This window comes from Acinetobacter sp. TAC-1 (assembly GCF_029025845.1).
In the GTDB taxonomy this organism is placed as follows: Bacteria; Pseudomonadota; Gammaproteobacteria; order Pseudomonadales; family Moraxellaceae; genus Acinetobacter; species Acinetobacter guillouiae.
The window spans coordinates 2,001,850-2,017,695 of record NZ_CP118892.1; the positions used below are offsets into that span (position 1 = coordinate 2,001,850).

Annotated in this window: 11 protein-coding genes; 6 read left to right on the top strand and 5 right to left on the bottom strand. The window is 37.5% G+C overall.

Annotated elements, in window-relative coordinates:
* The first annotated feature begins 124 nt into the window (after positions 1–124).
* From PYV58_RS09315 to PYV58_RS09325, 3 genes are all read left to right on the top strand, one after another.
* Entirely contained in the window at positions 125–880 is a 756-nt protein-coding gene (locus PYV58_RS09315) for a hypothetical protein (RefSeq protein WP_004822168.1), read from the top strand.
* Between the two features lie 230 nt (positions 881–1,110).
* Positions 1,111–4,050 carry an insulinase family protein gene (locus PYV58_RS09320; RefSeq protein ID WP_034613899.1) on the top strand — a complete coding sequence of 980 codons (2,940 nt, stop codon included), beginning with the start codon at positions 1,111–1,113 and terminating at the stop codon, positions 4,048–4,050.
* 27 nt (positions 4,051–4,077) lie between these two features.
* Positions 4,078–5,226, top strand: a complete 1,149-nt coding sequence (locus PYV58_RS09325; protein ID WP_004822164.1) for a phospholipase A — start codon at positions 4,078–4,080, stop codon at positions 5,224–5,226.
* Between the two features lie 378 nt (positions 5,227–5,604).
* On the opposite strand, the gene PYV58_RS09330 is transcribed toward PYV58_RS09325, so the two are convergent.
* The 4 genes from PYV58_RS09330 to PYV58_RS09345 all read right to left on the bottom strand — a co-directional run bounded on the left by PYV58_RS09330 (position 5,605) and on the right by PYV58_RS09345 (position 12,136).
* Positions 5,605–7,476, bottom strand: coding sequence for an ABC transporter ATP-binding protein (locus PYV58_RS09330; protein ID WP_171077769.1), 1,872 nt, complete (start codon positions 7,474–7,476; stop codon positions 5,605–5,607).
* A gap of 619 nt (positions 7,477–8,095) precedes the next feature.
* A complete protein-coding gene (locus PYV58_RS09335; RefSeq protein ID WP_034613907.1) occupies positions 8,096–9,658 on the bottom strand; it encodes a PepSY-associated TM helix domain-containing protein in 1,563 nt (520 codons plus the stop codon).
* A 3-nt stretch (positions 9,659–9,661) separates the two neighbouring features.
* Entirely contained in the window at positions 9,662–9,940 is a 279-nt protein-coding gene (locus PYV58_RS09340; RefSeq protein WP_034613909.1) for a hypothetical protein, read from the bottom strand.
* 60 nt (positions 9,941–10,000) lie between these two features.
* A complete protein-coding gene (locus tag PYV58_RS09345; protein WP_034613911.1) occupies positions 10,001–12,136 on the bottom strand; it encodes a TonB-dependent siderophore receptor in 2,136 nt (711 codons plus the stop codon).
* 229 nt (positions 12,137–12,365) lie between these two features.
* On the opposite strand from PYV58_RS09345, the gene lpxB reads away from it, so the two are divergent.
* Positions 12,366–13,541: a lipid-A-disaccharide synthase gene (gene lpxB / locus PYV58_RS09350; protein ID WP_034613913.1), complete on the top strand. Its 1,176-nt coding sequence runs from the start codon at positions 12,366–12,368 to the stop codon at positions 13,539–13,541.
* A gap of 160 nt (positions 13,542–13,701) precedes the next feature.
* Here lpxB and PYV58_RS09355 read toward each other — a convergent pair whose 3' ends face one another.
* The gene (locus tag PYV58_RS09355; RefSeq protein ID WP_034613915.1) at positions 13,702–14,574 is read right to left on the bottom strand and encodes a DUF2797 domain-containing protein; all 873 of its coding nucleotides are present in this window, start codon (positions 14,572–14,574) and stop codon (positions 13,702–13,704) included.
* A 32-nt stretch (positions 14,575–14,606) separates the two neighbouring features.
* Here PYV58_RS09355 and PYV58_RS09360 point away from each other — a divergent pair, with 32 nt between their 5' ends.
* Entirely contained in the window at positions 14,607–15,077 is a 471-nt protein-coding gene (locus PYV58_RS09360; protein WP_004822152.1) for a DUF6231 family protein, read from the top strand.
* Positions 15,078–15,200: 123 nt separating this feature from the next.
* Positions 15,201–15,803, top strand: a complete 603-nt coding sequence (locus tag PYV58_RS09365; protein ID WP_004719714.1) for a YidB family protein — start codon at positions 15,201–15,203, stop codon at positions 15,801–15,803.
* Positions 15,804–15,846: the final 43 nt, after the last annotated feature.

Sequence of the window (15,846 nt, forward strand, 5' to 3'; positions counted from 1 at the left end):
AGCGCTAAATACAAATGATGACTCAGTTTTTAACAGGGTAAAGTGACTTTTATCACGTTTTTAATTCTATTTTAAGTCGAAGCATAGAATATAGCTTTTAACGCATAATTGCTGAATAAATCAAATGAAGCAAAATGATTTAGATGTACTGATTTCTAAAGTTCCGCAAGTCACATTACTGTTTTGGATCACCAAAATCTTTGCAACCACTTTTGGTGAAACGGCTGGCGATGCTGTTTCAATGTCACTTAATTTAGGGTATTTGGTCGGTACCTTTATCTTTGCTTTTATCTTTATCGCTTTTGTCTATTTTCAAATTCGTGCTAAAGCTTTTCACCCCTATTTATATTGGTTTACCATTATTGCAAGTACGACAGTGGGGACGACACTAGCAGACTTTGTCGATCGTTCACTGGGTATTGGTTATTTAGGTGGAAGTACGTTATTACTCAGTTTGGTATTGTTGACTTTATATGCTTGGTACAAAGTCGAAGGAACAATTTCACCACATATCAATCAGCCTCGTGCAGAACTGTTCTATTGGTTAACCATTACCTTTTCACAAACTTTAGGTACTGCATTGGGGGATTGGTCATCAGATACAGCAGGACTGGGTTATAGCGGTGGGATTGTGCTGTATGTGGTTTTGATTCTCATCGTCATCGCCTTGTATTTATTTACAAAAACTTCAAGGGTTATTTTGTTCTGGAGCGCATTTGTGCTTACTCGACCATTAGGCGCTGTGGTTGGTGATTTTCTGGATAAACCAATTGATCATGGTGGATTAGCCCTGAGTCGTTTCACTGCATCGGCTGTATTATTGATTGCGATTTTTATCTGTATTTTTATTGCTCAGCGTTGGGATACAGAAAAAACATAAGTATTACTAATTTAAAAATATTGAGTTAAAAAGTTAAGTTTTACAGTGATGATCGAATCCTTTGATCATCACTTTTTTTATTTATCGCATTGCGTATTCTTGATATTTCAGCAGCAAGTCACGGTTAATCCTGATTGATTTACTAAGAATTAGTGTTAGGAATGAATCGCATTTATTTAAGTTTCGGTTATACTTGAACGTATAGATAAACATTTAATATTGGAGATCGCATGACTGTAGATGTCACTGAAACCTTATCTCAAACTGTTCATCCTGCGTTTCAGCTGGTACGTCAACACCATGTAGAAGCTTTAGACATTTTAGTGTCTGAATATAAACATAAAGTGACTGGTGCAATGCACTACCATTTAGCAACTGATCACGACGAAAATGTGTTCCTTGTTGCTTTCCGTACTCAACCAATGGATTCCAAAGGTGAGGCACATATTCTTGAACATACAGCATTGTGTGGTTCAGAGAAATTCCCAGTACGTGATCCATTCTTTTTGATGATTCGTCGTTCATTAAATACTTTTATGAATGCGTTTACAGCAGCTGATTGGACCGCTTATCCATTTGCAACCCAAAATAAAAAGGATTTCCAAAACCTTTTGGAAGTCTATTTGGACGCGGCTTTTGCAGCCAATTTAAATCCATTGGATTTTGCTCAAGAAGGTATTCGTATTGAGTTGGAAAATGGTGAGCCTGTTTATAAAGGCGTGGTATTTAATGAAATGAAAGGGGCAATGAGTTCACCTTCAGATCAGCTTTACCATCAGCTTGCACATCATTTGTTCCCGAAAACGACTTATCATTATAATTCTGGTGGTGATCCGAAGGATATTCCTGACTTAACTTATGATGAGTTAGTGGCGTTCTATAAATCACATTATCATCCAAGTAATGCGGTATTTATGACCTTTGGTGATGAACCTGCTTATAAATTGCAAGAACAATTTGAAAAGTTGGCGCTGTCTAAATTCAGTAAAGGTGAAACGATTTACTCTAAAGAGGAGCAAAGACTAACAGCACCGATTGAAGTACAAGAAACCTATGCTGTTGATGCAGAAGATTTAACAGACAAGACTTATCATATTTTGTCTTGGTTATTGCCAAAAACCAGTGATGTTAAACTTCGCCTAGGTATGCGTTTGGTTGAAGGGATTCTTTTAGAAAACTCTGCTTCGCCGTTGCGCCATTATTTAGAAACATGTGGTTATGCACAGTCTATAGGTCCAATCATGGGTGTAGATGATTCTAACTATGAAATGACGTTCTATTGTGGAGTTCAAGGTTCAAATCCTGAACATACTGAAGAATTTAAAAATGGCGTGCTTAATATTCTTCAAGACGTTGCTTCAAAGCCTATTGATAAAGACATGGTCGATGCAATTTTGCATCAAATTGAATTACATCAACGTGAAATCAGTGGTGATGGTACGCCGTATGGTTTAACACTGATTCTCAATGGTTTGGGCAATGCAATTCATCATAATGATCCAATCCATGCTTGGGATGTGGATACTGCCATTGCAGAAGTAAAAGAAGAACTCAAAGATCCGATGTGGTTATCCAACTTGATTCAAGTTCATTTATTGGATAATCCGCATCGTGTACAAATGACTTTAGTTCCAGATGCAAATAAATCTGCTCAAGAAGCAGAAGATGAAAAAGCACGTTTGGCGAAAATTGGTGAGGCTTTGTCAGAAGCAGATAAAGCTGAAATTATTGCTCAGACAGAAGCTTTAAAAATTCGTCAAGAAACTCCAGATGATTTGAGCTTATTGCCTAAAGTCGGTTTGGAAGACATTCCAGCTGAATTGGCCATTGTTCAAGGTCAATTGCGTGAAGTGATTTGCAATGGGGTAGATACACCATTGAATCTGTACCATGCAGGCACAAATGGAATTTACTACCAACAAGTATTGATTCAAATTCCAGATCAAATTGTAAAATCGCCTTATTTTAACTTACTGTCTGTTCTCATGGGAGAAGTGGGTGCGGGCGAATATGATTATCTTGAACTTCAACAGTTACAGACGGCTGTTAGTGGTGGTTTGGGAATGGGTGCTTCACTTCGTTCTAAAACCGATGACAAAGGTCAAATTAGTGCATGGTTGACCTTAACAACCAAATCTTTAACGGATAAGTTTGATGCAATTCAGTTGCTTAAATTGGCTTTTGAGCAACTACGTTTTGATGAAAAAGATCGTATTATCGAACTTTTACAACAACGTAAAACACGTTGGGCTTCTCGTTTATCGGGTTCTGGGCATAGTTATGCCATGCAAATTGCCTCACGTCATATGAGTGCGTTGGCAAAACGTGATTATGACAATACTGGCCTAGGCGCATTGAATTGGCTAGGTGATTTGATCGCAAAAATTGAAAAAGATGATGCGGCATATGATGCGTTTATAGATGAGTTAAAATCAATTCATAAAGGCTTAATGCTTGCACCAAAACAATTTTTATTGGTGTGTGAAGAGCATCATTCAGAGCGTTTAGTTGAAGAAGTGCAAACGGTTTGGGATAAACTTGCAGTTGATCAATCTCCTGTCTATTTAACGCAAGTGGCTATGGATGAGAGCAATGCAGATCAAGCGTGGTTAATTCAAGCCAATGTTCAATTTTGTGCTTCTGCTTACCAAGCTGTAGATGTTGCCCATCCAGATGCAGCGCCGTTGATGGTGCTTGCAGGCTATTTACGCAATGGTTTCCTGCATAGTGCTATTCGTGAAAAGGGTGGTGCATATGGTGGGGGCGCAAGTTATGATGGCAATGCTTGCTCGTTCCGATTCTATAGTTATCGTGATCCACGCCTTGCAGAAACTTTCCAAGACTTTGAAGCAAGTTTAGATTGGTTGTTAAATAAAGAGCAGCATGATTATCAGCTTGAAGAAGCCATTCTTGGTCTGGTTTCTAGTATGGATAAACCTGGTTCACCCGCAGGTGAGGCCATTACTGCATGTTATGCATTGCTTCATGGACGTACACCTGCGTTTAGAAAGCAATTACGCGAGCGCTTATTAAACGTTACTATTGACGATCTTAAGCGTGTCACACAAACTTATTTACTTGAGCAAAAGCCTGTAAGAGCTGTAGTCGCTCCAGTTGCCAAAAAAGAAGTGTTGGAACAATTAGGTTTTGAAATTAAGAAAGTAAATTAACCCTATAAATTCTTTCTGGAGAATTCTATGTCGTTCAAAAATTTTGAACGTACACCATTGAATCTGAGCATCTTAATGATGCTCAGTTTTGGTTTGGTGACCATTGCTCATGCAGATGATACTGCACAAGTGAATCCTGCAAGTACGCAAGCCTGTGTTGCGCTCGAATCTAATGCTGACCGTTTGGCTTGTTACGATAAAATATTTAAAACACCTACCGTTGCTCCGCAAGTCTTGGTGTCAGAGCAACGTGCTGCTTTAGATATTCAAAAAGCCAATGTTGAACCTGAAACACTCAAAGATAAAATCACCCAAAAAGCAGAAAATTTATTTGCCATTCATGGTGATAAAATTGACCCCAATACCTCATTACTTGATCGACGTTGGGAGCTTTCTCAAGACAGTAAATTAGGTACGTGGAATATTCGCGCGAATCAACCTGTTTATTTGCTTCCTGCATTTTGGACCAGCAAGAAAAATGAATTTCCGCAGAGTCCAAATCCTCAAAACACCGTGGATGAAGATCAAAATTTAAAGTCAATGGAAGCTAAATTTCAGATTTCTTTAAAAACCAAAGCTGCCGAAAATATTTTTGGGAACAATGGTGATGTTTGGGTTGGTTATACCCAATCGTCTCGCTGGCAAGTTTATAACAGTGAAGAGTCTCGTCCATTTCGTGAAACAAATTACGAACCTGAAGCAAGTTTGATTTTTAGAACCAATTATAATTTATTGGGTTTAAATGGTCGCTTACTGGGTTTAACTTTGAATCATCAGTCAAACGGACGTTCTGATCCGCTATCACGTAGTTGGAATCGGGTTATTTTAAATCTTGGTTTTGAAAAAGATAATTTTGCCTTGATGGTGCGTCCGTGGTATCGCATCGAAGAAGATTTTAAGGATGACAATAACCCTGATATTAAAAATTATATCGGTCGTGGTGATTTGACTGCATTCTATCGCTGGAATGACAATGATTTTTCTTTGATGCTACGTCACTCTTTAAAAGGTGGGGATGATTCACATGGCGCAATGCAATTTGATTGGGCGTTTCCAATTAAAGGCAAGTTACGTGGGCATTTTCAATTGTTTGATGGCTATGGCGAAAGCTTGATTGATTATAATCACCGTGCGACTTATGTCGGTCTAGGTGTTTCGTTAATGAATTGGTATTAATCATTTTAAATAGCGTTGATTGGCTAGATTTAAATCACAAGCTGTCTTTATATAAGGCAGCTTTTTTGTTTTTGATTATTGATTTATAAGGAAGAGTTGTTGTTTTATTTGGATAAGTAAGCGGAAAGCTCAAGTGTGCTATTTGCAGTATAAGATGTGGTATAACCTACGCAAAGTGATTAAAATATTAAAAGTAAAGTTTGGCATTGCTAACTTTTTATAATCAAATAATTTTTTGCATATAATTGATTTAATTTAAAATATTAATTATGAAAAAATATATTCTTGAGTCTGAGTTTTTGACTGGTTGACTATATAATAAAAAACCACGCTATTTTTAACGTGGTTTTTTATAATTTGGCTATTTAAACACTTTATTTACGAAGTGCTGACTGTTGAATCTTCATCTTCTGTGGCTTTTGGTTCAGGTTCAACTAAAAAACCGCCAGTCTGTCTATGCCATAAATGTGCATAAATACCATTTTGTGCGATCAGTTCCTCGTGAGTACCTTGTTCTGCAATTTGACCTTGATCTAACACAATCAAACGATCCATTTGTGCAATGGTTGAAAGACGGTGAGCAATCGCAATCACAGTTTTATTTTGCATTAACTCATCTAAGCTCGATTGAATTGCAGCTTCAACTTCGGAGTCTAAAGCACTGGTTGCTTCATCCAAGATTAAGATAGGTGCGTCTTTTAAAAATACACGTGCAATGGCAATACGTTGACGTTGACCACCCGAAAGTTTTACTCCACGTTCTCCGACATAAGCATCATAGCCAGTACGGCCTCTTAAATCTGAAAGTTGCGGAATAAACTCATCTGCTTTGGCTTTTCTTACCGCTTCATACATTTCTTCATCAGTCGCATCAGGGCGGCCATATTTGATATTTTCCGCAACTGTACGATGTAATAAAGAAGTATCTTGGGTCACAAGCGCAATATTTTTTCTTAAACTGTCTTGAGTGACTTCTTCAATATTTTGACCATCAATGGTAATTTTTCCATTATTGATGGTGTAAAAATGTAGAAGTAATTGAATTAATGTGGATTTTCCAGCGCCTGAACGTCCCACAATACCAATTTTTTCACCCGGTTGAATGTCTAAATTAAAGTGATCAATGACTTTTTTGCTGTTATAAGCAAATGTGACATCGCTAAATTTAATATTACCTTGAGTCACAACAAGTGGTTTGGCATCTTCTTTGTCTTGGATATTGATCTGACGACCTAAAGTTTGCATACCATCTTGAATTGTGCCGACATTTTCAAATAGGGCAGAGGTTTGCCACATCATAAACTCAGCCATACTGTTAAGTTTAAGAATCATGGCTGTTGTTGCTGCAATCACACCAATCGCTGCTTGACCCTGTAACCATAACCAAACAGCAGTACCTAATACCCCAAAGAATAAAACGGCTGTCAGTAAATTGATACAAAGTTCATATGCAGTGCCTAAACGCATTTGTTTGAACACTGTACGCATAAACTCTTTCATTGACTCTTTTGCATACTGGCTTTCGCGTCCTGCATGTGCAAAAAGTTTTACTGTCTGAATGTTGGTATAGGCATCGGTTACACGCCCCGTCATCACCGCACGCGCATCGGCTTGTTCTTTGGAAATTCGTCCTAATCTTGGAATGTAATATAATGCTGCACTAACAAACAACGCCAACCATAATAAAAGTGGAATCAATAGAATAGGAGAAATTGATCCCAATACAATGCTGATGGTGATGAAATAGATGACAACATAAGTCACCATGTCGCCCAAAATCACCCAAAACTCACGTACCGCTAGTGCCGTCTGCATGACTTTGGCAGATAAACGTCCAGCAAAGTCATTATGGAAGAAGTCTAAGCCTTGGCGTAACATTAGATTATGGAATCTCCAACGTAAACGCATTGGAAAACTACTGTATAAAATCTGATGTCTGATAATGGATTGCATACTGGCAAAAAAGATATTTGCTAATAAAATACAGCTTAAAAAGATCAAATTTTCACGATGATTTACTAAAAAGTCTTGAGGTTTAGACTGTGTTAACCAATCGACTAAATGTCCGATTTGTGAAAAAAACAAAGCTTCAAAACTTGCTGTTGCAGCAGTGAATAATATTAAAATCAATAAATAACGCTTAACACCAGTCGCGGCTTGCCAAACAAATGGAAAGAACTTGGTGGGTAATGGTTCGTTTAAACCTTTCGACGGATATGGATCTACTAACTTTTCAAACCATTGCAGCAACATAAAATCCTCGTGGAAATTTTATAGATTGATTAAATTGTAAAATATTGAAATGAACTTACAACCTGAACAGCTTAAATTATTTTAAGGCAAATTCAGCAGAAATTGGGAGAATAGTGGGGTAATGTAGATTGTATAGTTTTCGTGGAAATTACACCAGTTATTTATATCGAATAAAAACGATTTATACTGTGCCTAAAGCTTGTTAAAAAACTTATCGGTTCAATCAGGATTGCCCAATGAATTATAGCTTAGCCCAATGAATTATAGCTTAGCCATTGAGTATCTAAAAAACTGATCAAACTTAGCTAGCACAGTGTTAAAACGCTATATACCTACTTTTTTATTTTGGGTTTTAAATCATTTACAAAGAGTATCAATCCAAACAGTATTGGGCTACTCAGTATACATAAGGCCACAAAAGAGATGCTATTGCCATAATTTACACTGAATAAAAATAAAGCCGAGATGATCAACGCAAACGCGATAACTTTTACCAATTTCACGTGTTGCGCTAAAACAGACAATTTATTTTTCTGAGTCTTGGTGATCTGCTTTGAGCTAACCAAATACAAGCTATAACTGGCAATCAGGATCAGGAGAAATGCTAAGGCCAATATCATGACACAGACTCCTGCGCTGGTTTTTGTTCTAGCTTTTTCTTGATCTTCGCCACAGCTTTGTTTTGAATCGGTGTGATTCTTTGATGTAAAAAAATCGCTAAAATGGCGAACAACCAAATCATTAAGTCCACACGTAAAAATAACCAATAGTCCTGTAATGAATGAATATATTGATTAGAAATCAGATAATAGGCATTTAAAATAGGCAAGGCTAATGTCATGGCAATCAGCAACTTGAGCTGAGTTTTCCAGAGATATTGTTGTTTTGTGCAGAGCGCAATAATAAAACTAAATAACCACAAAGTGAAAAATGTATAGACTTCATAATTCGGTGTATCTGCTTGAAGTTGCACAAAACGATTGGCATATAAATAACCCAACATTGCAATGGGTAAACCAATAATCATCGTGGTATTGAGTCGGTTTACCAGATAATGCCCAAAGTGAAAATGATCATTTTTCTTTTGTAATTGTCGTTTTAAACTCCAGAGCAATAAGCCCGAAGCAATCATTGCACAACCTAAGAGGCCAGAAAAAAATAAGCCTAAACGCAATAAAGGTTGGGCAAAATTCGCCATATGCAGCCCGTACATACTGGCATTTAATGTTGCAATTGCACTGTTATTACGGGTATTCCCAATTAAAGCACCAGTAGCGCCATTAAAGCTAAGTTGTGCTTGATCACGTGTAATCGAATGATCTTCTAAGGCAGTAATCGTGAGCTTGGCAAGCTGTGTATTGGGTTGATCTACGGTAATGTTATCAATATTCGTTTTTCCCCATTGCTGTTGGGTTTGTTGCAGGAAATGTTGAATAGATAACATATTCTTCGGCTGTGCTTGTTGAGCCTTGTTTGCAGTTGAAACATGACGAATTTCATCAAAATACTGATATGGATTATCTGGATAGGCTTTTTTCATCCCTGCGGGGAAAAGCAGATAGAAAAAGATCGCTAAGCCGGTAAATGTAATGGTTAAGAAAAAGGGCAATGCGATTACCGAACTTACATTATGAAAATCTAAATATGAACGCTGACCTTTAAATGCTCTTAAGGTAAAGAAATCGGTAAATATCTTTTTATGGGTAATAATGCCTGAAATCAAGGCTATAAACATAATTAACGCTGCAAAGGTGACAATCAAACGTCCAATAGAATAAGGCATTCCATAAAGTTGGTAATGAAACCCATAGAAGAAATCACCGCCTTGTGTGGCAGAAAGACTCAATTCTTTACCTGTATTGGCATCTAAAGTTTTACTTTCATAACCACCATCGGCTTTTTGCCAATAAACTTTATTTGCAGGGGTATTCTGATTTGCAACGCCGATATACCAACTTTTTGCATCTGGGGCATTTTTTTGCAAATAAGCAAAGGCAGACTGTATAGCGGATTCCTGTTTGATTTGCATACTCGCGAATTGTGGTTGCATCCACATACTAATTTCATGGCGATAATATGTTGCAGAACCTGTCAAAAAAATTGCAAATAACAGCCAGCCGAAAGTAAGCCCGATCCAAGAGTGTAACCATGCCATAGATTGACGAACAGATTTATGCATGAGTTAACCTATAAACTTGGAAAATAGGAAAAAAGTAGCGACCAACGCTAGGCAGATCAGCGTAAGTTTCTTTAAAGAATGAATACAAAAGCTTAGAATCACAAAAATAATGTAAAAAATAAGTGCACTAAATGCCGCCAAATAAATAGATTCAGCTTTGGCAAAATAAGGATAAAACACATCAATTAAAGTTAAAGATACTAAATAACTGCACACATAGCCCATACCAAAAGCCAGTATAAAACGATAGAGCACTGATAAAGGGTAGAGCACAATCTGCATAACGATCACTTTCTTGCAATTGAAAACGCCTTAATCCTAAAAGATTAAGGCGAATTCAGATTAGTATTTAAATTTCACTGCAACATTATAGTTTGTAGATGGGCCATAAAATGCCTGACCATCTGGAAAGCTATATAAATATTTTTTGTCTGTCACATTGTTTGCATTTGCCTGTAGCGAAATATGCTTATTCAACTCATAGCTGGTCATCAAATTCACTAAAGCATAAGCATCTTGGGTAATTGTACTCTTTACAGTAGAGTCATACAGCTTTGTTGCATCTTGCCATTGTAAGGCTGCGCCAATTTTCAGTTTAGGTATAGCTGGAATGGTATAGGTGGTTAAAAGGTTAATGGTTTGGTTGGGGTTGTAAGTACGTGCCTTTCCACCATTTTTTAAATCTTTTAAGCTAAATTGGCTATAGCCAAATGCCAGATTCAAATGATCTGTTAATTGCCCAGCCAGTCCAACTTCTACCCCTTGAGAGCGTAAGTCACTGGTTTCAACTTTTCGATTGAGAATATTTCCATCAGAGTTACGTAAAGGGTAATTACTTTGTTCTGTTCGAAACACCGCCAAAGTTCCAGTGAGTTTGTCATCTAGCCATGAACTTTTAATACCTGCCTCATAGCTTTCACCTTCAACTGGTTTGAGTGCTTTATTATCAGTACCCACTCCAGATTGTGGGCGGAAAATAGAGGTATAGCTTAGATAACCTGTGTATTCAGGGTTAAAGTTATAGGTAATGCCAGCATAAGGAGATACTTTGTTTTCGTCATATGCCATTGATGAACCGTAACTTTCACCTTCACTTTTAGCTTGAACATAATTTAAACCGAGTAAAAGTTTTAAATCATCGTTTAAGTGTAGTCGTGTTGCTGCATATACAGAATTGAGCTTTTGGGTATAGTTTGCCGCATCACTAAACGCTGACCAAGTGACTGATTGAGGTGTCCAGCTTGCCCAGTCTGTGGTCTTATTATTATTGATATTGCTGTCATTAATTGTGCCTGAGGTTTGTTGATCATACTGTTTATTTTGTAGATAACTATAACCTAGCGTCGCTTCGTGTTCACGGCCAAATAATGAATATGAGCCTTGTAGATTTAAGTCGGCAAAATGACTTTTTAGATTTTCTTTTCCACCCCAAGCGGTAAGGGCTACACCCGCTCCATTTTGATCAGGATAACCGAAATAATAGAGTAAGTTACTGTTATGGTCGGTTTGGGTGTAGTTATAACTCAGCTTAGCTGTCCACTTGTCATTAATTTTTTGCTTTAACTCAGCAAAAGCATTTTGTGACTTATTATCCCAATATGCCCAATCTGGATTGGGATTATAATTACGCTCATAGGAAAGTTGTTTCCCATCTGCACCGAGAAGTGGTAAGGCACCCCAATTATTTGCATTAGGTTTGTTCTGTTGTTGGCTATAACCGACAGTCAATAACGTGCTATCACTTAAATCCGCATCAATGATGCCAGAAAATCCATTTTTCTCAGATGAATAACGATCTAGATAAGAATTTCCAGTTTGCTCATAACCCATCAAACGTCCGCGGATGCTGCCTTCTTTATTGAGTGCACCTGAAACATCTGCTTCATAGCGTTGGGTATTCCAAGAGCCATAACTTAGACCAGCATTGGCTTGAAATTCTTGCGTAGGGCGTTTACGGATATAATCGATTGTTGCGCTTGGATCACCAAAAGCATTGGTTAAAGCATCTGCTCCTTTAATCACGTCAATACGATCATAAAAATATGTATCAGGATTGGTATTATTATAATTGTAGCTGCTAGAAGGGAAGCCGACGCCATCAGTTAAAATATTTGAGATTTCAAAACCACGAGCGGTGTAGGTTGAACGTTCGGTTTCCTGATTGCTGACAGTAATACCGGGAGTATTACTTAAAGCTTCACGTGCACTATTGAGCGCAAAATCATTTAATTGCTGACGTGTCACTACATTCACTGTTTGTGGTGTTTCTTTGACAGGAATATTCAGCTTGGCAGCACTTGCTGATTTTTTAACGATATAAGATTTTGATTGTTCAGAGCTTAATTCAGTTTGATCCGCTGTGGCTTGAACTGAAATCGTGGGTAGATTTTCAATATTTTCAGCAAAACTTTGCTGAGCACTGAGTACCGCTAAACTAAGAATAGAGAACTTAAAACTGTGTGGGAGAGAATTCAACATTGTTTATCTTAAATGATAATAATTATTGCTTAGTTTATTGTTTGTAAGAAGTGCTTACAAGCGTCGTGCAATTGAAAATATAAATAGAAAATAAAATAATGATAGAAAATTAGATGAATTGTTTTATAAATTCACCTATTTGCCATAGCAGTATCCTGTTTTGACTATTCACAATTAAATCTGATGAATATGCTATCATGCAGTTATAGTGCTGATCAGGAAGAATATCTTGCAAAATCGAAAGCTTAAAATTGGAATTGTCGTAGGTGAGGTATCTGGGGATACTTTAGGCGCAAAACTTATTCGTCGTTTTCGTGAACAAGGTATTGATGCTGAATTTGAGGGGATTGGTGGTCCTCAAATGATTGCAGAAGGATTTAACAGTTTTTATTCAATGGATATTTTATCTGTGATGGGAATTGTTGAAGTGCTTAAAGATTTAAAAAAATTATTTGCTGTACGTGATGGTCTCGTCGAGAAATGGACTGCCAATCCTGTAGATGTTTTTATCGGTATTGATGCGCCAGACTTTAACTTACGCCTTTCAAAAAGTATAAAACAGAAAAACTTGCCGATTAAAACGGTGCAATATGTCAGTCCATCTGTATGGGCTTGGCGACAAGGACGGGTCCATGGTATCAAAGCCAGTATAGATTTAGTGCTTTGTCTATTTCCTTTTGAAAAGGGCTTTTATCAACGATATGACGTACCAGCAGCCTTTGTTGGGCATCCACTGGCAAGTCAATTGCCATTACAAAATCCAATTTTGGATGCAAAGCAAGAGCTTGGTTTAGATATCAGTCAAAAGCATATTGCCTTGTTACCAGGAAGTCGGCGTGGTGAGATTGAACGACTTGGACCGTTGGTTTTGGATGCAGCAAAAATTCTTTATCAAAAATATCCAGATTATCAGTTCCTGATTCCTGCTATTAATGATTTACGCAAACAACAAATTCAGGAATTATTAAAGCATTATCCAAGTGACTTGGTCGCAAAAATTCATTTACTAGAAAATACCGATAAAGAATCAAAAATTGGTCGTCAGGTTATGAATGCTGCCAATATTGTAGCTTTGGCATCTGGGACAGCGACACTTGAAGCATTATTGTTACATCGTCCAATGGTGACTTTTTATAAGTTGAATTGGTTAACCTATGTGATTGCTAAATTTTTAGTGAAAATTCCGTATTATTCATTGCCGAATATTATTGCGGGCAAAAAAGTGATTCAAGAGCTCATTCAACAAGATGCCACAGCAGAAAATTTGGCCCATCAAATTGAAAAGTTAATGAATATTGAAACTGCACAAATTCAAGTGATGCAATTGATCACCATGCACAAGCAACTTTTGGCTGGAAATAGTGAAGATCCGGTTCAGGCGATTTTAGCAATTTTAACAGCTTGATTTTTAACGCTAGCAACCGATTAAGTAAATATCCGTTTGCTTATCGAGCTGTTGGAAAACTTTGTAATCAGTTTAGAAAACCTTTGACCAATAAAAACTCCTCTAAATCTAAGATAAAGAGGAGTATGTATAAATCAATTTCTGGGTTTGAGTGTGAAAACTATTCCGCCCGAACTTTAAGTTCATAACCTGTATATTTACGAATATTGATGACACCCGTATCCATAATCAGATATTGACCTTTGATTCCCTGTAGCTTGCCGCGAATGATTGGGGTTTTATCTAAATTGTGCGATTTAACTTTTTCAGGATAAATATCGACAGGGTAGATAAATTCATGGGGTAATTCATTTTCTAACAATTCAACCGTTTCATTGAACTCAAGATTTTGCGCAAACTCATCGCGAATGCTTTGAATCTTTGGGGAAAACTCTTGAACCAATTCATTACGAATTTCAATCAGATCAATCGGTTCAGCTTCACCTTTAAGTAGTTTTCGCCAATCCGTTTTATCTGCAACCTGTGTTCCAAACATGACTTCAAGTTGACCTGAAAGACGGCGCGAACCGACTTTTAAAATAGGCAGTGCTTGGGTCGCACCTTGGTCTAACCAGCGTGTTGGCATTTGACCTAGACGGGTAATCCCCACTTTTAAAGCACTTGAATTTGCTAGATAGACAATATGCGGTTGAAAGCAAACCTCATGAGCAAAATCATCTTCACGGCAAGTACCTAAATGATAATGGCACGTTTCAGGCTTCATGATACACATGTCGCAAGATGCCTTGGTTTTCATGCATTTAAAGCAATGGCCTTGCGAATAAGACTTCGGTGTTTTTGCTCCACAAGAAACACAATAAATGTTTCCTGTTGCTTCAATCTCAATTTCTTGACCTAAACTAAATGGTAGCTCGGTTTCTGAGCGATCTAATATAAATTTATATTCAACATTTGCCTTATGTGTTTGTTGATCAGTTACACTAAGGTCTTTAAGACCTGCATGCATTTTATGACAAATGCCTTGTAGTTCCATGTTTAATTACTCGCTTCAAAAAAGGTGCAGTTATGGCTGAGCAAAATGTCATCACTTCAATGCTAGACGATTTATCGCAAGAACAGCCAATTCAAACTGCATTGTGTATTGGGCAAAATTTGGCACAATACCCTACAAATTATTCAATTCAATGGTCCTATTTTAACGTATCTGAGTTTTTAAGTCTGCCTTTTACGCAACGATATGATTTAGGATTTGTACTTTTAGATACAGATGAAATGTCTGGGATCACCGATTTACAAAAATCCCAGTTATTGGTCAAGTTGCGTGATTTACTGGCAAAACGAATCGTCGTGGCATGTCAGCTAAAAGATGAGCAGTTACTCAGATCGCTTGGTTTTACCCAACTTATTGATAAAACTTTACATCAAAATGATTTTGCACTTTGGCAGTTTAATATTTTGACCTATAAACATGTACCAGATTGGTTTAATTCTAAGTTTTGGGCTAACCCAGAAAACTGGAATAAATTTCGTTGGTAGTGATTTTATTTTGGTTATAAAACCAGTCTTAAGCTATTGCAAAATTTAACAATTCCAATTTTGGTGAATAGGATAAAGCCAAGTATGCTGTACTTGTCTCATAAAACTTAAAAAGGAAAACGCATGACAGATTTAACCAATATTGTGGAAATTCTGGCAAAACAAGCACTTGGCGGACAACAACAATCACAAGGCGGGCTAGGTGGTGGATTGGGCGGGGTACTTGGTTCAGTACTCGGTGGCTTGGGTGGGCAGCAGCAACAATCACAAGGTGGATTGGGTGGCGTGCTTGGTTCAGTTTTAGGTGGTTTGACAGGTGGACAACAACAACAAGCACCGCAAGCGGGTGGTTTTAATGCCTCTTCTTTATTGATTGCAGTTGTGCCATTGGTCTTGGGTTGGATTCAACAAAATGGTGGTCTACAAGGTGCTTTAGCTAAATTGCAAGGCGCAGGTTTAGGTGGGCAGGTTCAAAGTTGGGTCGATCCGTCACAAGGTAATGGTGCTGTAAATGTAGAGCAAATCCAGAGTTTATTTGGTGGTCAGCAAGTTGAACAAGTTGCTCAACAAGCCAATGTTCCGACCAATGAAGTATATGGTGCAATCTCTACAGTATTACCGCAAATTATTGATTCACTCACACCACAAGGTGATGCAACAGATCACACTGAAGCCAATGGTGATATTCAAAATGTCATGAATTTGGTATCAGGCTTTTTAAAGTAAAATCGAATATAAAAATGATCAAAGCCAGTCAATAGCTGTTGAC